This is a genomic window from Streptomyces sp. CA-106110 (assembly GCF_050936285.1).
In the GTDB taxonomy this organism is placed as follows: Bacteria; Actinomycetota; Actinomycetes; order Streptomycetales; family Streptomycetaceae; genus Streptomyces.
Genome location: NZ_JBNJNB010000001.1, coordinates 10,331,042 through 10,353,433 on the forward strand (window position 1 = coordinate 10,331,042; position 22,392 = coordinate 10,353,433).

Below are 22,392 nucleotides of genomic sequence, written 5' to 3' on the forward strand. Positions count from 1 at the left end.
GTGGCCGCGGTTCGAACAGTGCGAACGGGAGTGATCGGATGGTGGCGGACGCCCTCGTGGTCCGGGTGCCGGGCGGTGATCTGCATGTCCCCTGAAGGCCGTCCGTCCGTCGTGGTCTTCGACGTCAACGAAACCCTCACCGACATGGGCCCGCTCGCGGCCCGCCTCGCGGACATCGGTCTGCCCGGCGACCTGCTGCCGGTGTGGTTCGTCAGCGTGCTGCGCGACGGCATCGCGGTGTCGCTGGCGGGCGGCAGCGTCTCCTTCGCCGATGTGGCCCGGGACGTGCTGCGCACCCTGCTGGCCCGGCAACGGCCTGGCGGGCCGGACCCCGGAGCGGCCGTGGACCACGTGCTGGACGCGCTGCCCGAGTTGCCCGTGCACCCGGACGTCCCCGAAGGCGTACGCGCCCTTCACGAGGCCGGGTTCCGTCTGGTGACCTTGACGAACGGTTCGGCCGGTACGACCCGGGCGGTGGTGGAGCGGGCCGGGCTCGCCGACTGCTTCGAGATGCACCTCGACGTCCGCGCCCCGGGCCGCTGGAAGCCCGCGCCGAGCGCCTACGCCCACGCGCTCGGTGCCATGGCGGTCGAGGCCGGCGAGGCCATGCTGGTCTCCGTGCATCCATGGGACCTCGACGGTGCGGTGCGGGCGGGGCTGTCCGCCGCCTGGATCCGGCGGACTCCCGAGCCCTACCCGGCCGCCCTGCACGCCGCCGACCGGGTGGCCGTCGACATGGTCGACCTCGCCGGGCAACTGGGATCTGCCTGAAGCCGCGGACGGCCGTGGCGGTGCGGTCACCCCTCGCGCGCCTTCAACCGGTCCCGCTGCGGGACGACGGTGTACTTGGGGTCCTCGGCGGAGGCCACTCCGGCGTGGAAGACGGCGAAGCGCAGGGCCGCCGAGCCGGCCAGCAGGGCCGCACCCGCCGCCGCGGCCGGCCACCGCGTTCCCCGCCGGCTCGCGAACGCCGCCATGACGGCACCGCCTGCCGTCAGGGCCTCGGCCGAGCGCAGCAGGATGTGCGGCTTTCCCCGCTCATACGGTTCGGCGGCAAGCCCGAGGCGTCGCTTCATCAGCCGGAAGGCGCCCAGCTCCAGAGCAGCCCCCAGTACCGCCATGCGGTGAGCCGGCCGTGCCTGTTGCGCCGGCGAACAGGCCAGCGCCAGTCCGGCCGCGGCGCTCGCGGCGGAACCCGCGAAGACGAACGGCATTTCGCGATAGCCCTCGTGCCAGGACGGCACCGCGGTGTCGGTGATGAGCACGGCGGTGTAGGTGGCGACGGCCGGTCCGAGGGCGGCGGCGCCCGCCGTGGAGACGGCGGCGATGATGCGGTACCGGTTGGCGACATGGGTCGCCGCGGCGGTCATCGCAAGGGGTGCGTAGCCGGCGAGCAGCCACGATCCCACGCTCATCGGGGAGGTGGGCTTGAAGACGCGGAGCATGTTGACGAAGCGGGCGGGCCTGCCGAGGTCGTGCACCAGTGCGGCCAGCGACAGCGAGATGGCGCCGGCCGCCCCCAGCTTCGCCGTCCGGGCCAGGGCCGGGCGTCCCGTGGCGTGTCCTCCGGCGGCCAGCAGAGAGGAGGCCCCGGCGAGACCGCCGAGGTAGAGATAGCCCGCGATGTCGAGGGGCTCCCACGTCGGCTTGTTGAGGATCGGTTTGCCGTAGTAGGAGGAGAACTGCGCGTCGGGCACCATGGGTTGCTCGCCGCGGCGGCGACGACGGCGACCGGTGTGCGCTCCGGTGAGGGCGTCGCGTCCGGGGCGGGCCCCTTCCACACCGTCGCGGGTGACGTCCGAACCTGTCATCGCGGCCTCCTGAGGAACCCGACGGCTGCAAGTGCGGCCAGCGACACGGCTGCCGCCGCCGCGTGCCGCCACATGGCGGGCAGATCGCGAGTGGTCACGACCGGGTCCGGCGGCAGCCCGTAGACCTCGGGCTCGTCCAGCAGCAGGAAGAACGCGCCGTCACCGCCGACACCGTCCTCGGGATCCTCGCCGTACAGGCGCGCGTCGGTGATGCCGGTCGCATGAAGCTGGGCGACGCGGGCATTGGCGCGTTCGCGCAGCTCGTCGAGCGGCCCGAACTGGATGGATTCGGTCGGGCAGGACTTCGCACAGGCCGGCTCCATCCCTGTCCCGAGCCGGTCGTAGCACAGGGTGCACTTCCAGGCCCGCCCGTCCTCGCGCCGCTGGTCGATGACGCCGTACGGGCAGGCGGGCACGCAGTAACCGCAGCCGTTGCAGATGTCCTCCTGGACGACCACCGTGCCGAACTCGGTGCGGAACAGCGACCCGGTGGGGCACACGTCCAGGCAGGCCGCGTGTGTGCAGTGCTTGCACACGTCCGAGGCCATCAGCCAGCGAAGTTCGGTGCGTCCGTCCGGTGACACGGGCGAGACGGCTCCGTTCGGTGCGCCCGCGGGCGCGGAGCCGGGCGGGGGCACGGTGGCGCCGGGGCCGGGGGACGACGGGGAGGTGCCAAGGTGCCGGGCGGCGTCGAAGACGTCCAAGTCCTGGTGTCCGACACCGGGTTCCTGGCCGCCGAGCGGCTTGCGTTGCTCGATGAACGCCACATGCCGCCAGGTGTCGGCGCCGAGGCCCTGGGTGTTGTCGTAGGACATGCCGGTCAGTTCGAGGCCGTCCTCGGGTACGGAGTTCCACTCCTTGCAGGCCACCTCGCACGCCTTGCAGCCGATGCACACGGAGGTGTCGGTGAAGAAGCCCATGCGCGGCGGGGCGTCCGGATACCCGGACGCCCGCGCCACGTCGGGTTCAGGACCGAACAGCAAGTTGCCGCGCACCGCTTCCTCGTCCGCTCCGCCGACCTCCGCGGCGCTGCCCTGGGCCATGCCCGAACCTCCCTCTCCCTCGCGCGTCGCCGGCGCCCGGCCGGCAGGTGCCACCGCGACCCGGTGCCGGTGTCCCTCGGGGCCCGTCACTTCCACCGTCCTGCCGAAGTACCGCTGCTGAGGGCGTCGCTGACCCGGTGTCCTCGGCGCCGCCGCCGGATCGCGTCCCCTTGTGCCAGAGGCTGAGGTTTCTCGCGTACGACAGGCCGGTCGGCCGCGGCCGGCAGGGTCCGGGCCTCCCCGTACCCCGTATCCCGAGTGTGCCCAAGGATGCGCACCGGCCGGGCCGTGCCATCGCTCAGCACAGCGCTCGGTACACGCAGGCAGCGGTGGAGCCATAGGCGAGATGCGGTACCACGTCGGACGCCCAGGAGGTCAGGTCCCAGGTGGCCGGGTCGGTCACTCCCAACGCCGCTGCCGGGAGGTCGCTCCCCGCCATGGCCCCAGCGCCGAGCAGCGGTCCTGCCGCCCAGACGGACGGCGGACCGCCGTCGCGCCGCATCAGCCCGTTCGCCGCCCCGACGCCGAGGCCGGTGACGTATCCGAGGAGTGCGCCGACGGCCTGCTCACGATGGGACTTCGTTTCGTCGTCCCCGAGGTCGATATCGGTGCGGTCGACGAGGCGGTCCGCCACCTGGGCCGGCGTGTCGCTGGACGGCCGGCCCCTGAGCGGCATGTCGGCATAGCTGGTCAGGTTCAGAGCGGTGGTTCCGGCTGCCCCCGCCAGCAGGCCTTTGGTCACTGGCTGCATATGAGGCACTCCCTCGGTGCGCGTGCGGTGGTGAGCACGGGCTTCCGGGTTCCACTCTCAGCGAGGGCAAAACACGGTGGCCGGCACCGGTTCCGGCGGCTCGTCCTTCCGGCTCTCTGGCGTGGTCGCCGACATGTGATGGCCCGAACCGGCCCGCGGCCCGTGCGGCGAGCCGGGGGAGTTCACGGTTGCCGGCGGCTCTCCCAGTCGCTGCGGGTGATCTCGTACTCGACTTCGCCGTGTTCGGAACCTTCGATCGGGTCGGGCCAGTCCCCGGTGAAGTTCCGCAGGAACGTCAGCCCTGACTTCTCCATCACCCGCCGGGACCGGTCGTTGACCGCCATGGTGTTCGCGGTGACGCGTTCCACTCCAAGATCCGTGAAGCCTTTGTCGATCAGGGCCCGCGATCCCTCTGTGGCGTAACCCCTGCCCCACGCCGTCCTGTTGAGCCGATATCCGAGTTCGACCACGGCGGGGCTGAGGTCGTCCAGGGGGCGGAACTCGAACCAGCCCAGAAACGCGCCGGTCGTCCTCTCCTCGGCGGCCCAGTAGCCGCGGGTACCGAGGCCCGCGTAGTCGCGGAGCAGGTGCGGCAGTGTTCGCGTCCGGATCGCCTCGCGACTGGCCGGCTTGCCGCCGTTGATGAGGTGCATGACGTGGGGGTCGTTGTCGAGCGCGAAGAGGTGATCGGCATCGGCGTCGGTGAACGGGCGCAGCACAAGCCGTTCGGTCTCCAGGAAGATCTGCATGCCGCGATCCTCAACGTCGGTGCGCGGCTCCGCCAGTGAAATTCACCGATAATCACAGCGGACAGGTCACGGACACGGTGCGCCCGCTCGCAGATTTCCCGTGCGCCGTGGGGACGCGGACGGCATGCGTGACCGGTGCCCGCACGCTGGTGCCGCGGCAGGCGGGGACCGCCCTGTCCTGGGACCCTCGCGGGGGCGGGGGCGCCGATCCCTCTGCCGGGTCGTCCTCGGTGGCGTCGGCCGTTTCAAACGGCACCTCTGCGCTGTCCACCTGGGCGGGCGCACCCCACCACCCTTTCGGATCAGCCCGGCGGGCCGGTTGACGCCGAACGCAGCAACGCTCATGGGGAAGTGCCCCTCGAAAGGAGGACATCCATGAGCGCCACCCGACGCTCCCGCTCACCGCGCAGGTGCCTGTCCGGCATCACGGCGCTGGTCGCCGCCGCCACGTTCGCCGCCGTCCCGGCCCTCGCCACTCCGGCCGCCGCTGCCCCCAAGGCGCCCTGCGGCGATCCCCCAGTGACGCTCGAGCCGACCGCCCAGGCGTTCCTCGACAAGCTCGCCGCGGCGGGCGGCCCGCCGATCCAGGACCTGACGCCCGACGCCGCCCGCACGTCGCTCCTGGACCTCCAGGCCGCCTACCCGGTGCACAAGCTCCCCGCCGACATCACCACGCGCGACATACCGGGTGGCCCCACCGGCACGGTCTCGATACGCATAGTCCGGCCGAAGGGCGCGACCGGGAAGCTGCCGGCGGTGATGTACTTCCACGGTGGCGGCTGGGTGCTCGGCGACGCCTCCACCCACGACCGGCTGGTGCGGCAGATAGCCAATGGCGCCAAGGCCGCGGTGATCTTCGTCAACTACACCCGGTCACCCGAAGCGAAGTACCCGGTCGCCAACGAGCAGGCCTACGCCGCCACCCAGTGGGTCGCCGAACACGGTAACGAGATCAATGTCGACGGCTCCCGGCTGGCCGTGGCCGGCGACAGCGTCGGCGGCAACATGACCGCCGCGGTCACCATGATGGCCAAGGAGCGTGGCGGACCCAAGCTCGCCCAGCAGGTGCTGTTCTACCCGGTCACCGACGCATCGTTCGACTCCCCCTCGTACCAGCAGTTCGCCACCGGCTGCTGGCTCACCGCCGCGGGCATGAAGTGGTTCTGGGACCAGTACGCCCCCGACACCGCCGTGCGCACCCAGCCCACCGCCTCGCCCCTGCGTGCCACCGCCGACCAACTGCGCGATCTGCCCCAGGCGCTGGTCATCACGGACAGTGACGTACTGCACGACCAGGGCCGAGAGTACGCGGACAAGCTGCGCGACGCGGGCGTGTCCGTCACGTACACCGACTACCCGCGCATCATTCACGACTTCGTGATGCTCAACGGGCTCGCCGACAGCGAGGCGGCCAAGGCAGCGGTCGCGCAGGCCACCGAGGCCTTGCGCCAGGCGCTGCACACCTGACGCATCCGTCCGCCGGACACCTCCTGCACCACGCCGCGTCCTGCGCGGCAACGGCGGGCGAGCCGGCCGTGGTTCGCTCGCCGCCCTCGGAGGTCTCCGGCAAGTCCCCAGCCGGACCAAGGGTTTTCCGCGGCCCTCGGGATCTTGGAGAAACTGAAAAGCGTTCCCGCAGGGTCCGTGAAGAAACATCGCTGATCGAGCGCTTGTGCCCCCACTTCGGGGGCACCCGGAGCGACGGAGGTTGATAACTATGGTGCCCCTTCTTCTGGTTCTGTTGCTCGCCCTGATCCTCTTCGGTGCCGGATTCGCACTGAAGGCCCTGTGGTGGATCGCGGTCATCGTGCTGGTGGTGTGGCTGCTGGGCTTCGTCGTCCGGCCCGCCGGTGGTGGACGCAGGGGTCGCTGGTACCGCTGGTGAGGGTGGGCGGTCGCCGCGCCTGACGGAAATGGGTGGGGGCCCGGTTCACTGAACCGGGCCCCCACCCATTTCCTCGTGCCGACGGTGTCCTGTCAGTGCGCGGATGCCGAGGACACGGCTGCCTGCGCGGTGCGCTCCACGAGCGAAACGCCGTCCTGCATCGTCGGGTTGCCGTCCGAGAGGACCGCCACCAGATAGTGGTGACCGTTCTTCGAGACCTCTCCGATGCTGTTGATGTCCCACAGCCCGGTCGTAGTGCGCTGAAGCCAGCCGTTCTTCAACGCCCAGCTGTTGCCGGCCGCCGCCGACACGCCCCAGGACTGATCGGCCGCTATGCGGGTCATCAGCGTCCTGATGTAGCCGCGCCCCGGCTCGTGGAGTGCCCGGGAGCCCGCCTGGGCCGAGGGGCCGGACTCGAAGACCGCGCGCAGCAGCCGTATCTGATCACTTGCCGTCGTCCGGGTGAGCCCCCACAGGAACCCGGCGCCGCCCTGCGTCGAGGTCAGCCCGAGTCGCTTGTTGGCGGCCGTCAGTCCCGGCGCCTGGCCGATCTCACGCCACAGAGCGTTGGCGGAGGCGTTGTCGCTGTGCTGGATCATCGCGCGCGCAAGGCTGTCCTCCTGCGCGATGAGAGGCCGGCCTGCGTCCTGTGCCTGAAGCAGCACGGCGGCGAGGATGTCGACCTTCACGATGCTCGCGGTGTCGTAGGGCGTGTCCTGGCCGGAGAGGGCGGGTTGCTTGCCGCCGCCGTCCAGGCCGTACACCGCGGCCGTCACCCGGGCCTTGTTCTGCGGCTGCTGGGGCTGCTGGGGGGTGCTGCCCTGGGGCTGCACCGGCGCCGGCCGCGCGGGCGCGGTGCCGTCCTGAACCGGGGAGGTGGCCGCCGTCGCCGGTGACGGGTCGAGGGTGCCGGCCGAGAAGAGCGCCGTCGCCGACGCCAGGAGCACGCCCGCGCAGGCGACGACGCGCTTGACCCGGCGCCTGGTCGCGACATCAGGGCGCGGCGTGGGGAACAGTCCGTGGGGCATCGTGGAGCAAGCCTCCGCAGTTCGCATGGAAGGGGACGCGGAACTGCGAACGTAGACAAATCGACTTCATCGCGTGGTGACCGCCGTCACCACCGACCCCTCCGGGGACCGGATTGTGGCCAGAACCACAGGCCGGGGGTGGGAACCGTCACCGAGAGGCCAGGCCGTCGCGGCAGTGTGTGACCGGATCGGTCCGCCACGGGCCCTGATCGGGCCTGCGCCCGGCGCGGGCCGCCAGGTCAGAATCAGTGCCATGAATCGCGCACTGATCGTCATCGATGTCCAGGAGTCGTTCCGGGCCCACCCGCTGTGGGACCGGATCTCCGACCCGAAGATCGCCGAGCGGGTCAACCGGCTGGTCGCGCTGGCCCGCGCCGCCAGCGAACCGGTCGTCTGGGTGCTGCACACCGAGCCCGGCTCGGAAGGCGTCTTCGACCCGGCCTCGGGCCACGTACGCCTGTTTCAGGAGCTGGACGGGCCGAGGCCGGGCGAACCGGTGCTCCACAAGACGTCGCACAACGCCTTCACCACCACCAACCTCCAGCAGTTCCTCACCGAGGCGGGCATCCGCGAGCTGCGCGTGTGCGGCATCCGCACCGAGCAGTGCGTCGAGACCACCACCCGGGTCGGCAGCGACCTCGGCTACCGCATGGTGTTCGTGACCGACGCCACCGCCACCCATCCGATCGGCGAGCTGAGTCCCGCCGCGATCATCGAACGCACCGTGGCGGTCCTCCGCGACCGGTTCGCCCGCATCGCCACAGTGGCCGAACTGGAGGCGGAGGCGGCCGGCGCGTGACCCAGGTCGTCTTCGTCCTGCTGCCGGGAGTGCACCTGCTCGACCTGGCCGGCCCCGCCCAGGTCTTCAGCACGGTGGCGCAACTGGGACGGCCGTACGAGCTGGCCTACGTGGGCGAGTGCGCGCAGGTCCCGAGCGCCCAGGGACTGCCGCTGCTCGCGGCCACCGAGTGGCCCGGGCTGCGCGCCGACGACCTCGTCGTGGTGCCGGGCTGGCGCGGGCCCACTCTGCGCGACGGCCCGGCGATCGGCGACGACGTGCTGCGGCGGCTGCGCACCCACCACGCCGCCGGCGGCACGGTCGCCAGCGTGTGCGCCGGGGCGGAGGCACTCGGCCGGGCGGGGCTGCTGGACGGGCGCCGCTGCACCACCCACCACGATGTGCAGGACGAGCTGGCGGCCCGCTACCCGGGGGCGATCGTCGTACGGGACGTCCTGTTCACCACGGACGACCGGGTGGTGACCTCGGCCGGTATCGCCAGTGGAATCGACCTCGCCCTGCACCTGGTCGCGGTGCGGCACGGTCCGGCGCTCGCCGCCCGCGTCGCCCGGGAGATGGTCGTCCACACGCGCCGCAACGGCCATGAGTCCCAGTCCAGCGCCATGCTCCGGCACCGGGCCCACCTGGACGACGCCGTGCACCGCGTCCAGGACCTGATCGACGAGCGCTTCGCCGAGCAGCTGCCGCTGGCCGCGCTGGCGTCGTACGCCGGTGTCAGCTCCCGTACGCTCACTCGCCGGTTCGGCCGTGCCACCCAGGGGCTGACCCCGTTGCGCTACCAGCAGACCCTGCGGCTGGAACGTGCCGAACACCTGCTGGGCCACGGCACGACCATGGAGAGTGCCGCTCGCGAGGTGGGATTCGAGAATGCCCGCATGCTGCGCCGCCTGCGCAGACGGCCCGCCCCGGCGGACGCCTGACCGGCGGTGAGCCCACGGCGTCCCCGCACCCGCCGCTCAGGTACGGCCGACCCGCCACGGCCCCTCTCACCGGCGGGCCGGCTCACGTTCCTTGGTGCGCCGCGTACGGCTCGCGGAATTCGTCTACTCCGCCGCTGAGGACTCGTCGGTCGGCCGGGCGGCAGCGGGCGGTCGGAAGCACGCGTCGACGATCTTGCCGTCGGGGCAGGGCCGGGCCTGCCACTCGTCGGCGAGCGCGTCCACGAGCAGCATGCCGCGTCCGCCGAGGTGGTCGTCGCTCGGCGGGCGGGGTGCGGGCAGCTCGGGGGAGGCGTCGTGGACGGCCACGTGCAGACAGCGGGTGTCCCACGCCAGGACGAGCTGCGCGGAACTGTGTGCGTGCACGTGGGCGTTGGTCACCAGTTCCGAGATGGTCAGCAGGACCGCGTCCACCGTCTGCGGCGCCTGCTCGGTCCAGCCCAGAGACTCGAGGTGCCGGCGAGCCCAGTCACGTGCCGCCTTCACCCCGCTGTCCAGCGGCAGGGAGCGCGCCCACCCCACTGCCCTCATGGATGATCTGCTCATCGTGTCCCTCCCTGCTGCGATCCTTTGTCTCGCTGGTACCCGGGCAGTACCTGTTGACGCGCCGGGGGAGCCGGAGTCCGCCGCGCGGCCCGGGGCCCGGGAGACGCCCTGGCCGACCGCTTCATGCCCCGCCACTCGGGATGCGTTGCCGCGATCGACGAAGAAGGGGCAGGTCGGAGAGCCCGGCGACGCGCCTGACCGCTGAGGTCGTGCTCGGCTGCCCCGCCCGGGATCAGGTTTGAGCGGCCCTGGCCGCGGAACTTGCCCTGCGCAGCCTGAAGCCGACCGGGGGTGGGCAGAAGGGCGGCGCGGCGCCGGGCCGGAACCCGGTCCCCGCTGCAGCATGTGAGGTGGCGGGCACAGGAAGGACAGCGATGGCGACGGTTGGGGTCGAAGAGGAGTATTGGCTGATCGATCAGGAAACCGGTCGCTTGGCGGCGCAGGGAGAGAAGGTGCGGGCCTCGGCCGGTCTGGCGCCGTTCGTGACCGCCGATGAGGTGCATTCCGAACTGCTGCGCGCCCAGGTGGAGGTCGACACCCCCGTATGCGACACCCTGGAGGAGGTCCGGGGACATCTGCTGCGTCTGCGCAATGCGGTGACCGGGGCGGCACAAGCGCACGGCTGCCGGATGCTGGCCAGCGGCACGCCGCCGGTGGCGGAGGGTCCGCCGGTGCCCGTCACCGACAAGGAGCGCTATCGGGTCATGCAGCGGCAGGCGCCGCAACTGGTGGCCGAGCAGATGGTCAATGGCATGCATGTGCATGTGGCGGTACCGAGCCGGAGCATGGGTGTGCAGGTGCTCAACCGGCTGCGGCTGTGGCTGCCGACGCTGACGGCCATGGCGGCGAACTCACCCATGTGGGAGGGGCACGACACGGGCTTCGCGAGCTGGCGCACGATCATCTTCGACCGATGGCCGGTCAGCGGTGTGCCACCGCACTTCGCGGATGAGACCGACTACGACCGGCGCATCCAGCGGCTGGTGGCTGCGGGCCTGATCGGTGACACCGGCCAGTTGTACTGGCAGGCCCGCCTGTCCGAGCGGTACCCCACGGTGGAGGTGCGCTGCCTGGACATCCAGCTGCGCATCGACGACGCGGTGATGTTCGCCGGTCTGGTGCGCGCCTTGGTCGACACCTCCATGCGTGAGGCCACCGCGGGCGTCCCGGTGCCCGAATGGGAGCCGGAGCTGGTGGAGGTGGCCATGTGGCAGGCGGCCCGTTACGGGTTGAGCGGAGAGCTGGTCGCCCCCGATGGCTGTCGCTGCCGGGCGGCCGAGGCGGTGCACGGACTCCTGGAGCATGTGTCCGCCGCACTGGATGCCGCCTGCGACACCGCTGAGGTGACCACCTCGGTGCAGCGTCTCCTGCGGGAGGGCACGGGCGCGGAGCGGCAGCGCCGAGCGCTGGCGAACGGGGGCCTCCAGGCCGTCACGGACATGATCGTCGACGAGGCCACGCTGGCCTGACCGGAGCCCGGAGCCCGGAGCCCGGAGCCCGGCCACCGGTGATCCGAGCCTAATGACCGGAGCCCGTTGATCTGCGCCCGGTGATCGGAGTCTGGTGACTGGGGGCCGGGTGATGTGCGACCGGTGCTCCGTGCCTGGTGGCCGGGCGCCCGGTGAGCGGCCGTCGACAAGTGAAGCGGGTACGCCGCGATCCAGGTCCCGGGCCGGGTCACTTCCGCCGCCGACGTCGTAGCGCATCGCGCGCCCGCCGCCGCAGACCGTGCGAGCCCCTGCGACGCGGTCCGCCGGCACGCCCCCGGCGCGGGTTGCGGCCCCTGCCGCACGGGCGTTACCTGGAAGTAATCCGGCGGTGAAGCGAGACCACCCGGGGCCACGGCGCAGGCCGAGGCCCGTTTCTCCGTGGGCGCCCTCCCGGTACCGGCTCTCCCGTCGCCGCCGTCATCGAGCGCATGGACGCGGAGGTGACCAGTTGAAGGCTCCCCTCCCTGAAGGGAGGGGATTCTCCACCCTCCAGGGCTGCGTGGGGATTCACGGCTCAGGCCGCCTCTTGGTCCAGCGGACCAGGAGGTCTTACGCCCTCGGCACCGTCCGGGTTCCAACCTGCCCGGACCAGCATCACGCGGGCGGAGTTCTTGTCCCTGGGCGAGACGGCTCCGCACACGGTGCAGGCATAGGTTCTCATCGAGAGAGGGAGTGCGTGCTTGGTTCTCGCTGCGCACTGCGCGCAGTCCATCGTGGTGTGCGCCGGGTGCACGAGGCGGACGTCCCGTGCGTGCTTGCGCCCCATCTCGACCAGAGCGCGTTTGGTGGCGGCGATGGCGGCATCGGCCGCCTTGCGGGCCATCGTGGTTTTCGCGAGGAACTTCGGGCGGAAATCCTCCACCGCCACCCCGTCATGATCACGCATCACGGACTTGGCCCACTTGCGGCCGGTGTCCTCCCGCTGCCGCGCGACCTTCTTGTGCAGCTTCGCGGCCTGTGCCTGCGCCTTCCGGTAGCCCGCGGATGCGGGCCGGCCCTTCGGACGCCGGCACCGGGCCATCATCCGCTGGTAGCGGGCGAGCCGCTGAGCGGACCGCTTGCCGTGTTCGGCATGCGGGAGATCGTAGGCGTCGTCGGTGGTGGTGGCGGTCTCCTGCACACCCCAGTCCACCCCGAGCACCCGCCCCGTGAGGGCAAGCGGTTCGCTCTGCGCGGGGGCGACGAAGGACACATACCAGTGCCCGAGCGTGTCCTGGTACACGCGCACACTCGACGGGTCGGCCGGAAGAGCCCGCGACCACACCACGCTCACCACGATCTGGCCCGCAAGGTGCAGACGACCGTCCTTCAGACGGAAACCCCGCCGGGTGTAGTTCAGGCTCGGCCTGGCCTCCCGCTTCCGCTTGAAGCGGGGCATCCCCGCCCGGCGGTGCACCGGAAGCCCGTCCTTGATGTCCTTCAGCGCCTTCGCCCGCGACTTGGCGAAGTCCCGGATCACCTGCTGCTGCGGCACCGAGGCACCCTCGGCCAGCCACGGCGTCACCCCGCGGGCGTCGGTCAGCATCCTGTCCAGCTGCGCCGGACCACACGTCAGCTTCTCGCCGGACTCCTTGGCTCGCTGGTGGACCTGCTTGGACTTGGCCACGCATTCATTCCAGAGCCACCGGCAGCGGTCCCACTCCGCTTCAAGTGCGCGCCGCGCGGTAGCCGACAGGCGCACACGGAAGGAGTACCGGGCATGCCCGGCCCCCTCCGTGGTCGCGTCTGTCGTCATGCATCCGAACCTATATGGGAGGACTGACAGTTGAGGCCTCTTGATCGCCACGGGCTCGCTCACCTCGTCGCGGGTGGACGATCTTTCGCCCTGGAGGCGAAACCCCTATTTCCTGTCCTGCTCCGCAGGAGTCCGATTCCTCCCCGGCCTGAAGGCCGGGGCATCCTCGGAGGAACCCGGTGAAAGCCGTCGTCTATGAGAAGCCCTTCAGTGTGGCCGTGAGGGACGTCGACGACCCACAGATCCAGCATCCGAGCGACGTGGTCGTACGGGTCACATCGTCCGCGATCTGCGGATCGGACCTGCACATGTACGAAGGCCGTACGGCGGCCGAGCCGGGCATCGTCTTCGGGCACGAGAACCTCGGCATCGTGGAGGAGACCGGCCCGGGTGTCGTCTCCCTGGCCAAGGGCGACCGTGTCGTGATGCCCTTCAACGTCGCCTGCGGGTTCTGCAAGAACTGCCTCGCCGGGGAGACCGGCTTCTGCCTGACGGTCAACCCCGGTTTCGCCGGCGGAGCCTACGGCTACGTGGCCATGGGCCCGTACAAGGGCGGTCAGGCGGAGCGTCTGCGGGTGCCCTTCGCCGATTTCAACTGTCTGAAGCTGCCGCCCGGGGAAGAGTTCGAGACCGACTTCGTGCTGCTGGCCGACATCTTCCCGACCGGCTACCACGGCTGCGAGCTCGCCCAGGTGTCGCCCGGCGAGAGCGTGGCCGTGTACGGCGCCGGACCGGTGGGGTTGATGGCCGCGTACTCGGCCCTGCTGCGTGGTGCGTCCAAGGTGTTCTGTGTCGACCGGGTGCCCGAACGGCTCGCCAAGGCGGAGGAGATCGGGGCCATACCCATCGACTTCACCAAGGGCGACCCCGCCGAGCAGATCAAGGCCCGGACGGACGGAGAAGGGACCGACAAGGGCGTGGACGCCGTCGGCTACCAGGCGCAGGCACACGACGCCAGCCACGAGGAGCCCGCCATCGTCCTGAACGCGCTCGTCGACACGGTACGGGCGACCGGCAGGCTGGGCGTCCCGGGTCTGTACGTCCCCTCCGATCCCGGAGGACCCGACGAGCACGCCAAGCACGGCCAACTCCTGGTCTCCATCGGCAGGATGTTCGAGAAGGGCCAGAAGATGGGCACCGGCCAGTGCAACGTCAAGCGGTACAACCGCCAGCTGCGGGACATGATCATCGCTGGACGGGCCAAGCCGAGCTTCGTGGTCTCCCACGAACTGCCGCTGGACCAGGCGCCTCAGGCGTACGAGAAGTTCGACAAGCGGGTCGAGGGCTACACCAAGGTGGTACTGCACCCCGGCCACGCACTCGCCGCATAGCGCAGGGCAGAAGGGACGGGTCCGGGCACGCACGTGCCCGGACCTCACCGTGCCGTGCCCCGCGCGTGCGGAACTGGAGCCGAGGCTCGGGCGCTGACACCGACAGGCACACTCCCGGCCTCAATCGGACGGCCGAGCGGCTTGGCGCCTGGCCGCACGCGGTCAGAGGGGCTGGAGCCGGGTGTGCAGGAGGCAGAACTCGTTGCCTTCGGGGTCGGCCAGGACGTGCCAGTTCTCGGCGCCGGTCTGGCCGACGTCGACAGGCCTGGCACCGAGAGCGAGCAGCCGCTCCAGCTCGGCGTCCTGGTCGCGGTCGGTGGCGTTGACGTCGATGTGCAGTCGGAGCTTTCCGGCCCGCGGGTCGCTGCTGGGGCTGAGGATGAGGGTCGGCTGCGGGCCGCCGAAGCCGGCGTCGGGCGGCCCGATCTCGATGCTTCCGTCGTCCTCCCGGCCGAGTTCGACGAAGCCCAGGACCTCGCTCCAGAAAGCGGCGAGCCGCTCGGGGTCGGCGGCGTCTATGACCAGCTCACTGATGCGGCATGCCATGCCCGTCAGTGTACGTAGACCACCGGGGAGCCGAAGACGTATCAGCTCGATGCGCACCGGGCTCGTGGCCTGCGCGCCTCGCTGAGGTTCGTCTCCAGGGCGCGCCGATGCTGACGTGTACAACTTCTGGCTCTGCCATGCCCCGCGGCGGTGACGACGAGTGACCGCCGGGTGCACAGTGTGCGTGCCACCTCGGTGTCGCCCCAACCCGGAGGCCGGGGCGGCGCTTCCGGTGCGTGTTTCGTGCAGTGACGACGCGCCGATCGTGCAGGCGTTCACCCAGTCGTAACTCGCACACTCGATGGCCAAGCACACGTGCGTCTCACCGACACACACGGAGGCGGAACTCAATGCGGACGTTCGTTCATTCATCCCGGTCCTCACGGGTCGTCTTCGGATTCGGGACCGTCGACAGACTCCGTGAGGAGGTCGGGCGGCTCGGCTGCTCCCGGGTACTGCTGCTGTCCAGCCGGGTGCCGGCGGACGCCTCCGCCCGGGTGCGCGAGGCGCTCGGCGACCTGGTGGTGGCGGAGTTCGACGGCGCGGTGATGCACACTCCGGTCGAGGTCACGGAGCAGGCGCTCGCGGTTCTGCGGGACGCGTCCGCCGACTGCCTCGTCGCCGTGGGCGGCGGCTCGACGACCGGGCTGTCGAAGGCGCTGGCCCTGCGTACGGACCTGCCGCAGGTGATCCTGCCCACCACGTACGCCGGCTCCGAGGTGACCCCCGTACTCGGCGAGACGCGCGACGGACGTAAGGTCACGCAGTCGTCCGCGGCGATCCTGCCCGAGACCGTCGTCTACGACGTGAACTTCAGCTCGACCCTCCCCCTAGCGCTGTCCGTGACGAGCGGTGTGAACGCCCTCGCGCACGCCGTGGAGGCGCTGTACTCGGCCGAGTCCAACCCGCTCACCGACCAGCAGGCCCTGGACGCGATCTCCCGTATCGCCCGCGCCCTGCCCCGGCTCGCCGACGATCCGGCCGATCCCGGAGCACATGCCGACCTGCTGCACGCGGCGTGGCTCGCGGGGACCTGCCTCGCCACCGTCGGCATGGGCCTGCACCACAAGCTGTGCCATACGCTCGGTGGCAGCTTCGACCTGCCGCACGCCGAGACGCACACCGTCGTCCTGCCGCACGCCATGGCCTACAACGCGCCTGCGGTGCCCGAGGTGATGCGCAGGATCGCCGACGCCCTCGGCACGGCGGACGCCCCCTCCGGCGTCCACGACCTGGTGACCTCCCTCGGCGGCCCGACCTCTCTGCGGGACCTCGGCATGCCGGAGTCGGGCCTGGCCCGCGCGGCCGAGCTGGCCGCCGCGACCCCGTACCCGAACCCGCGCGAGGTGACCGCCGAGGGCGTCGCGGCGCTGCTGTCGGACGCCTGGCACGGACGCCGTCCGACCGGCGGACCCGCCCCCTCCGGCGACCCGTTGGCGCTTCTCACCGACCAGGTCGTGGCCAGCTTCGCCGAGGCCCCGGATCCGCGCGTGCGCGTTCTGCTCACCGATCTTGTCCGCCGTCTCCACGGTTTCGTGAAGGACAACGACCTAACCGACTCCGAGTGGCAGTACGCGATCGACTTCCTCACCCGTACCGGGCAGATCTCGGGCCCGACCCGTCAGGAGGTCGTGCTGCTCTCGGACACGCTCGGCGTCTCGAGCGTCGTCGACCTGCTCACCAACTCCCGTACGCCCGAGACCACTCCGTCCGCGGTGCTCGGGCCCTTCTACGTGGAGGGCCCGCCGGAGACCGCACTGGGGGACGACATCTCCGGCGGCCTGCCCGGGTCGCCGCTGTGGGTGGACGTGCGGATCCTGGACACGGCAGGCAAGCCCGTCGAGGACGCGGTCGTCGACGTCTGGCAGTCCAACGAGGACGGCTTCTACGACGTTCAACTCCCCGACCTGGACGGGCCGGTGCTCCGCGCCCGGCTGCGCAGCGACGGCGAGGGCCGGATCACCTTCTGGTCGATCCTGCCGTCCGCCTACCCGATCCCCGACGACGGCCCGGTCGGGCAGATGCTCGCCGCCGTGGGCCGTCACCCCTACCGGGCTCCCCACCTCCATTTCATGATCGACGCGGCCGGTCACCGGCGGCTCATCACCCAGCTGTTCGTGGCCGGCGGCGACTACCTGGACAGCGACACCGTGTTCGGCGTCAAGGACGCACTGGTCGTCGACTTCACGCCGCACACCGGCCCCACTCCCGACGGCCGTCGCATCGACGGTGAGTGGCGCCGGCTCGACTACACCTTCCACATCGCCCCGCTGGCCGGCTGACCCAGGAGCGCCCTCATGACACGCACGGACACCTACGACACCGACGTCCTCGTCGTCGGCAGCGGCCCCGCCGGAGGCTCGGCCGCCCTGCTGCTGGCCACGTACGGGATACGCACGCTGCTGGTGACGAAGTACGGCTGGCTGGCCAACACCCCGCGGGCCCACATCACCAACCAGCGCACCATGGAGGTGCTGCGCGATCTCGGCGTCGAGGCCGAGGCGCGAGCGTCCGGCAGCCCGTCGCACCTCATGGGGGACACGGTGCTGTGCACCGCCCTGGCCGGCGAGGAGATCGGCCGGATCCGCAGCTGGGGCACGGGCCCGGACTCGCTCACCGAATACACGTCCAAGAGTCCCTGCGAGATGATCGATCTGCCGCAGACCTACCTGGAGCCGATCCTGGTGAGCAACGCGGCCGCGCGGGGCGCCAAGGTCCGCTTCGACACCGAGTTCCTGAGCTTCACCCAGGACGAGGACGGCGTCACGGCGCTCCTGCGCGACCGGGTCCGCGGCGACGAGTTCACCGTGCGCGCCCGCTACCTGGTCGGCGCGGACGGCGGCCGCAGCACCGTGGCCGAGCAGCTCGGACTGTCCTTCGACGGGCAGATGGGCAAGGCCGGCAGCATGAACATCGTCTTCAAGGCCGACCTGGAGAGGTACTGCGCCCACCGGCCCAGCGTCCTGTACTGGGTGCTCAGGCCGGGGGCGGAGACGGGCGGCATCGGCATGGGACTGGTCCGTATGGTCCGCCCGTGGAACGAGTGGCTGCTGGTGTGGGGATACGACATCGAGCAGCCGCCGCCGTCCGTGGACGCGGAGGAGGCACGCCGGATCGTGCGTGACCTCGTCGGTGACCCGGAGCTGCAGGTGGAGATCACGTCGACCTCGCTGTGGACCGTGAACCACAGCTACGCCACGGTGTATTCGTCCGGACGGGTGTTCTGTGCAGGCGACGCCGTGCACCGGCACCCGCCGTCCAACGGCCTGGGTTCCAACACCTCCGTGCAGGACGCCTACAACCTGGCGTGGAAGCTCGCGATGGTGGTGCGCGGGGAGGCGGGGCCGGAGCTGCTCGACAGCTACACGGCCGAACGCGCCCCCGTGGGGCGGCAGATCGTGGAGCGGGCCAACCTCAGCCGTGACCAGTTCGGCCCCATCTTCGACGTGCTCGGCGTCGGGGCCGGCAGCGACGAGGAGACCATCGTCGAAGGCCTGGCGGCGCTGCGGGACGGCACACCCGAGGGTGCCAAGAAGCGGCGCCTCCTCGAGGAGGCCGTCCAGCTCAAGAACTACGAATTCAACGCGCACGGCGTCGAGTTCAACCAGCGTTATGCGTCCGGTGCGGTCGTGCCCGACGGCGGACCGGACGAACACTGGTCGGCCGACCCGGAGTTGGTGGCCCGGCCCACCACCCGTCCGGGCGCCAAGCTTCCGCACGCATGGCTGGTCGGATCCGGCGGTGAGCGGATCTCCACGCTCGATGTGGTCGGCCAGGGCGTCTTCACTGTGCTGACTGGTCTGTCGGGCGGTTCCTGGGAGGCGGCGGCGGAGGCGTGCCGTGACGAACTCGGCGTGCCACTGCGGTTCGTGCGCATCGGCAAGGCCGACTGCCGTGACGCGTACGGCGAATGGAGCCGTGTCGCGGAGATGGACGAGGGCGGCGTACTGCTCGTGCGTCCCGACGGCTACGTGGCCTGGCGCCGCGCCACCGCCCCCGAGACCGAGGAGTCGGCCCGGGAGGAACTGCTCGGCGCGCTCCGCCAGGTACTCGGGCGATAGGGATCGGACATGGACAAGCGGGTGGCCTCGGCCGAGGAGGCCTTGGCGGACGTGGCGGACGGGCAGTCGTTCGCCGTGGGCGGCTTCGGCCTCAGCGGTGTGCCGGAGACCCTGATCGGCGCCCTGCACGCGAGCGGGGCGCGCGACCTCCATGTGGTCTCGAACAACTGCGGTGTGGACGGCCGCGGTCTCGGCATCCTGCTGGCCGCCGGCCGTATCGCCCGGGTCACCGGCTCCTACGTCGGTGACAACAAGGAGTTCGCACGCCAGTACCTCGCGGGCGAACTGGAGGTCGAGCTGATCCCGCAGGGCACCCTCGCGGAACGGCTGCGCGCCGGAGGTTGCGGCATTCCCGCCTTCTTCACCTCGGCCGGCGTGGGTACGCAGGTCCAGGAGGGAGGATTGCCCTGGCGGTACGCCCCCGCGGGCACCTCGGGGACGGAGTCCCAGGGAGCGGCGGTCGCCGTCGCCTCGCCGCCCAAGGAGGTGCGCGTCTTCGGCGGCGCGGAGTACGTCCTGGAGCACTCCATCACCACCGACTACGCCCTGGTCAGGGCCGCCCGCGGCGACCGGCACGGCAACCTGGTCTTCCATCGGGCGGCCCGTAACTTCAACCCCCTCGCGGCGATGGCCGGCCGGATCACGGTGGCCGAGGTGGAGGAACTGGTCGAGCCCGGTGTGCTCGATCCGGACCAGGTGCACCTCCCCGGCGTGTTCGTGCAGCGCGTCGTGGCGCTCACGCCCGAGCAGGCGGCGGAGAAGGGCATCGAGAAGAGGACGGTGCGCGAACGATGAACCAGCGTCCTTCGTGGCCCTCGTGGAAGGCGGTGCGTACGCCGTGAGCTGGAACAGACAGGAGATGGCGGCGCGGGCCGCGCGCGAGCTGCGGGACGGCGACTACGTCAACCTCGGCATCGGACTGCCCACACTGGTGGCCGACTTCCTGCCCCCGGACGTCGATGTCGTCCTGCACTCGGAGAACGGTCTCCTCGGGGTCGGCCCCTACCCGGCGCCCGACGAGGTCGACCCCGACCTCATCAACGCGGGCAAGGAGACGGTGACCGTACGTCCGGGTGCCTCGTTCTTCGACTCCTCGCTCTCCTTCGGCATGATCCGCGGCGGCCACATCGACACCGCCATCCTCGGCGCGCTCCAGGTCTCGGCCCGCGGCGACCTGGCGAACTGGGCCGTCCCCGGCAAGATGATCAAGGGCATGGGCGGTGCGATGGACCTCGTCCACGGAGCCCGCCGCGTCGTCGTGCTGATGGACCACACCGCGAAGGACGGAAGTCCCAAGATCGTTCAGGAGTGCACGCTGCCGCTGACCGGGCGGGCGTGCGTGGATCGGATCATCACCGACCTGTGCGTCCTGGACGTCACCCCGTGGGGCCTCGAACTGGTCGAGCCCGCACCGGATGTGACGGTCCAGCAGATCGTCGCCCGGACGTCCGTCCCCGTCACCTGCTGAACCCGCAAGGAGCCCCGATGATCGAGCGCCCGCGCGACGTGTACGTCGTCGACGCCGTCCGTACCCCCTTCGGCCGCTACGGCGGCGCGCTGTCCGCCACACGTCCGGACGACCTCGCGGCCGGTGTGCTGCGCGCCCTCGTCGATCGCAGCCCGGACCTGGACCCGGCCCGTATCGACGACGTGCTGCTCGGCAACGCCAACGGGGCCGGCGAGGAGAACCGCGATGTGGCCCGCATGGCCGTACTCCTGGCGGGGCTTCCCGTCAGCGTTCCGGGCGCCACCGTCAACCGGCTCTGCGGCTCCGGCATGGAGGCCGTCGTCCAGGCCGCGCGTGCCATCGCCCTCGGTGACGCCTCCATCGCGGTCGCGGGCGGTGTCGAATCCATGAGCCGTGCTCCGTGGGTGCTGCCAAAGCCGGACCGGGCCTTCCCGGCCAGGGACCAGCAGCTGTACTCGACCACCCTCGGCTGGCGTCTGGTCAATCCGAGGATGCCCGAGGAGTGGACCATCCCGCTCGGCGAGAGCGCGGAACTCGTCGGCGCCAAGTACGGCATCACCCGCGAGGACCAGGACGCGTTCGCCCTCGCCAGCCACCGCAACGCCGCGCGGGCCTGGCGCGAAGGGCTGTACGACGGGGAGGCCGTCCCCGTGGAGGGTGTCGAGCTGCCGCGCGACGAGAACATCCGCGACACCACCTCTCTTGAGGCTCTTGCCGCGCTGAAGCCGGCCTTCATCGCGGACGGCACCGTCACCGCCGGCAATGCCTCCCCGCTGAACGACGGGGCCGCCGCCCTTCTGCTCGCCGACGAGGCCGGGCTCGCGGCGATCGGCCGTGAACCTCTGGCCCGGGTACGGGCCGCCGCGGTCACGGGCATCGAACCGCAGTACTTCGGACTCGGCCCGGTGGACGCCATCCGCAAGGTGCTGGCCAAGGCCGACGTCGCTCCCGGCGATCTGCACACGATCGAGCTCAACGAGGCCTACGCCGCCCAGACGCTGGCCTGTCTGGCCGCGCTGCCGGAACTCGACCCCTCCGTCGTCAACCCCCGCGGCGGTGCCATCGCCATCGGCCACCCGCTGGGTGCGTCGGGTGCCCGGATCGCCGGAGCGGTGGCCCACCAGCTCGCCGCGGCGGGCACCGGCACGGGGCTTGCGGCTCTGTGCATCGGGGTGGGCCAGGCGCTGGCCCTCGTACTGGAACGCTGACGTGGCAGCCCGGCCCGCGGCGCGGTCTCAGCCCGCCCGGCGCAGGGCGGCCGGGGTCGTGCCGAGTCGGGCGCGCATCACCCGCGTCAGATGCTCCTGGTGGGAGAAACCGCACTCGGCGGCCACCTCCCCGATCGGCGTGGTCCCCGTGCGCAGCAGCCGCGTCGCCTGCTTCAGCCGCAGGGAGAGGAGGTACTGGTGCGGCGACTCACCTGTGCTCGCCCGGAACTGCCGTGTGAACTGGCTGCAGCTGAGCGAGACGGCCGCGGCGAGGTCGGCGATCGGCAGTGGTTCGGCGAGGCGCTCCTCCATGAGCCCCAGCGCGGCGGCCAGCTGCCGGTCGGAGAGGCCGGACGGGACAGGGCGCGGCGCGTTCGCGGCGGTGCCGTGGCGCTGGACCAGCTGCGCGGCGAGCATCCCCGTCAGATGGTCGGCGTACGTCCGGGCGGACGGTTCCCAGCGCCGGGCCGTGCTCTCCAGCGCGAGCAGAAGCTGCTCGGCGAGCGGATCGGTCACACCGAGTTCCTCCGACAGCTCCACGGGACGTCCGTCATTGGCCTCGCGCAGCGCCTCGTCCGTGAGGTACGCGTGCACCGTGTCGAGCCGTCCGCCGAGCTCGACGGACAGGGTTCGGCCGGCCGGCTGCAGGAACAGCCCGCCGGCGGGGATCTTTTCCGACCGCGTGCCCCGGCCGCGTCCTCGCCGCACGGTGACCGGTCCGCTGAGGTGCAGGATCAGCAGATGTGTGGGGGCCGGACCGAATTCGGCGTGGTAGGGCTGCTCCTCCTGCGCCGAGAGGAACAGGCGCTCCCATCCGAGGCCCGCGCTGCTGAAGCGTGGCCGCACGCCCGGCTGCCGCAGAATGCCGACCGTCTCGCTCAGACCGAGTTCCGTCATGGCGCGACCTCCTCGTGACGCCCCTGTTAATTGAACAGTAAACCAGAGCGCATGTGAACGGCGGAGGCCGGCAAGTCGGCGCCAGTGGCCGAGAGTGACGGCCGGC

21 protein-coding genes are annotated in these 22,392 nt (G+C 71.2%); 12 read left to right on the forward strand and 9 right to left on the reverse strand.

The window, feature by feature from the left end; all coding sequences use genetic code 11:
• Positions 1-84 precede the first annotated feature (84 nt).
• The gene (locus ACQEXA_RS47755; protein ID WP_432924329.1) at positions 85-771 is read left to right on the forward strand and encodes a haloacid dehalogenase type II; all 687 of its coding nucleotides are present in this window, start codon (positions 85-87) and stop codon (positions 769-771) included.
• A gap of 26 nt (positions 772-797) precedes the next feature.
• On the opposite strand, the gene nrfD is transcribed toward ACQEXA_RS47755, so the two are convergent.
• The 4 genes from nrfD to ACQEXA_RS47775 form a co-directional block, all read right to left on the reverse strand.
• The gene (gene nrfD, locus ACQEXA_RS47760) at positions 798-1,811 is read right to left on the reverse strand and encodes an NrfD/PsrC family molybdoenzyme membrane anchor subunit (protein WP_433132991.1); all 1,014 of its coding nucleotides are present in this window, start codon (positions 1,809-1,811) and stop codon (positions 798-800) included.
• Complete coding sequence (locus tag ACQEXA_RS47765) at positions 1,808-2,854, reverse strand: 4Fe-4S dicluster domain-containing protein (protein ID WP_432924325.1); 1,047 nt, start codon at positions 2,852-2,854, stop codon at positions 1,808-1,810. Before ACQEXA_RS47765 ends, nrfD begins: the two co-directional genes overlap by 4 nt.
• 298 nt (positions 2,855-3,152) lie before the next feature.
• Complete coding sequence (locus ACQEXA_RS47770) at positions 3,153-3,605, reverse strand: hypothetical protein (RefSeq protein WP_432924323.1); 453 nt, start codon at positions 3,603-3,605, stop codon at positions 3,153-3,155.
• Positions 3,606-3,787: 182 nt separating this feature from the next.
• Positions 3,788-4,354, reverse strand: a complete 567-nt coding sequence (locus tag ACQEXA_RS47775) for a GNAT family N-acetyltransferase (RefSeq protein WP_432924321.1) — start codon at positions 4,352-4,354, stop codon at positions 3,788-3,790.
• 375 nt (positions 4,355-4,729) lie between these two features.
• On the opposite strand from ACQEXA_RS47775, the gene ACQEXA_RS47780 reads away from it, so the two are divergent.
• Both ACQEXA_RS47780 and ACQEXA_RS47785 read left to right on the forward strand, forming a co-directional pair.
• Entirely contained in the window at positions 4,730-5,821 is a 1,092-nt protein-coding gene (locus tag ACQEXA_RS47780; RefSeq protein ID WP_432924319.1) for an alpha/beta hydrolase, read from the forward strand.
• 250 nt (positions 5,822-6,071) lie between these two features.
• Positions 6,072-6,239, forward strand: coding sequence for a hydrophobic protein (locus ACQEXA_RS47785; protein WP_359392734.1), 168 nt, complete (start codon positions 6,072-6,074; stop codon positions 6,237-6,239).
• 92 nt (positions 6,240-6,331) lie between these two features.
• Here ACQEXA_RS47785 and ACQEXA_RS47790 read toward each other — a convergent pair whose 3' ends face one another.
• Positions 6,332-7,267 (reverse strand): serine hydrolase, encoded by a 936-nt coding sequence (locus ACQEXA_RS47790; RefSeq protein WP_432924317.1) that lies wholly within the window; start codon positions 7,265-7,267, stop codon positions 6,332-6,334.
• 253 nt (positions 7,268-7,520) lie between these two features.
• Between ACQEXA_RS47790 and ACQEXA_RS47795 the strand changes: the two genes are divergently transcribed.
• Together ACQEXA_RS47795 and ACQEXA_RS47800 are read left to right on the forward strand one after the other, a co-directional pair.
• On the forward strand, positions 7,521-8,066 hold the full coding sequence (locus ACQEXA_RS47795) for a cysteine hydrolase family protein (protein ID WP_432924315.1): 546 nt from the start codon (positions 7,521-7,523) through the stop codon (positions 8,064-8,066).
• The gene (locus ACQEXA_RS47800) at positions 8,063-8,986 is read left to right on the forward strand and encodes a GlxA family transcriptional regulator (RefSeq protein ID WP_432924313.1); all 924 of its coding nucleotides are present in this window, start codon (positions 8,063-8,065) and stop codon (positions 8,984-8,986) included. The genes ACQEXA_RS47795 and ACQEXA_RS47800 overlap by 4 nt, the downstream gene beginning before the upstream one ends.
• A gap of 123 nt (positions 8,987-9,109) precedes the next feature.
• Here the strand turns inward: ACQEXA_RS47800 and ACQEXA_RS47805 are convergent, their stop codons facing one another.
• Positions 9,110-9,550: an ATP-binding protein gene (locus tag ACQEXA_RS47805; protein ID WP_432924311.1), complete on the reverse strand. Its 441-nt coding sequence runs from the start codon at positions 9,548-9,550 to the stop codon at positions 9,110-9,112.
• A gap of 374 nt (positions 9,551-9,924) precedes the next feature.
• Between ACQEXA_RS47805 and ACQEXA_RS47810 the strand changes: the two genes are divergently transcribed.
• Entirely contained in the window at positions 9,925-11,019 is a 1,095-nt protein-coding gene (locus tag ACQEXA_RS47810; protein WP_433132993.1) for a carboxylate-amine ligase, read from the forward strand.
• A 535-nt stretch (positions 11,020-11,554) separates the two neighbouring features.
• Here the strand turns inward: ACQEXA_RS47810 and ACQEXA_RS47815 are convergent.
• The gene (locus ACQEXA_RS47815) at positions 11,555-12,775 is read right to left on the reverse strand and encodes an RNA-guided endonuclease InsQ/TnpB family protein (RefSeq protein ID WP_433132995.1); all 1,221 of its coding nucleotides are present in this window, start codon (positions 12,773-12,775) and stop codon (positions 11,555-11,557) included.
• Positions 12,776-12,954: 179 nt separating this feature from the next.
• On the opposite strand from ACQEXA_RS47815, the gene ACQEXA_RS47820 reads away from it, so the two are divergent.
• Positions 12,955-14,106, forward strand: coding sequence for a glutathione-independent formaldehyde dehydrogenase (locus ACQEXA_RS47820; RefSeq protein ID WP_359392750.1), 1,152 nt, complete (start codon positions 12,955-12,957; stop codon positions 14,104-14,106).
• 162 nt (positions 14,107-14,268) lie between these two features.
• On the opposite strand, the gene ACQEXA_RS47825 is transcribed toward ACQEXA_RS47820, so the two are convergent.
• Positions 14,269-14,652, reverse strand: coding sequence for a VOC family protein (locus tag ACQEXA_RS47825; protein ID WP_360997297.1), 384 nt, complete (start codon positions 14,650-14,652; stop codon positions 14,269-14,271).
• Positions 14,653-15,002: 350 nt separating this feature from the next.
• Here ACQEXA_RS47825 and ACQEXA_RS47830 point away from each other — a divergent pair, with 350 nt between their 5' ends.
• From ACQEXA_RS47830 to ACQEXA_RS47850, 5 genes are read left to right on the forward strand one after another with little or no spacing between them, the layout of a single operon-like run.
• Positions 15,003-16,934 (forward strand): maleylacetate reductase and hydroxyquinol 1,2-dioxygenase domain-containing protein, encoded by a 1,932-nt coding sequence (locus ACQEXA_RS47830; protein WP_433132997.1) that lies wholly within the window; start codon positions 15,003-15,005, stop codon positions 16,932-16,934.
• A 15-nt stretch (positions 16,935-16,949) separates the two neighbouring features.
• Positions 16,950-18,713, forward strand: a complete 1,764-nt coding sequence (locus tag ACQEXA_RS47835) for an FAD-dependent oxidoreductase (RefSeq protein ID WP_432924302.1) — start codon at positions 16,950-16,952, stop codon at positions 18,711-18,713.
• 9 nt (positions 18,714-18,722) lie between these two features.
• Positions 18,723-19,508: a CoA transferase subunit A gene (locus tag ACQEXA_RS47840; RefSeq protein WP_432924300.1), complete on the forward strand. Its 786-nt coding sequence runs from the start codon at positions 18,723-18,725 to the stop codon at positions 19,506-19,508.
• A gap of 43 nt (positions 19,509-19,551) precedes the next feature.
• The gene (locus tag ACQEXA_RS47845) at positions 19,552-20,181 is read left to right on the forward strand and encodes a CoA transferase subunit B (RefSeq protein ID WP_432924298.1); all 630 of its coding nucleotides are present in this window, start codon (positions 19,552-19,554) and stop codon (positions 20,179-20,181) included.
• 17 nt (positions 20,182-20,198) lie between these two features.
• Positions 20,199-21,389 carry a thiolase family protein gene (locus ACQEXA_RS47850; protein WP_432924296.1) on the forward strand — a complete coding sequence of 397 codons (1,191 nt, stop codon included), beginning with the start codon at positions 20,199-20,201 and terminating at the stop codon, positions 21,387-21,389.
• Positions 21,390-21,416: 27 nt separating this feature from the next.
• Here ACQEXA_RS47850 and ACQEXA_RS47855 read toward each other — a convergent pair whose 3' ends face one another.
• Entirely contained in the window at positions 21,417-22,286 is an 870-nt protein-coding gene (locus ACQEXA_RS47855; protein ID WP_432924294.1) for a helix-turn-helix domain-containing protein, read from the reverse strand.
• Positions 22,287-22,392: the final 106 nt, after the last annotated feature.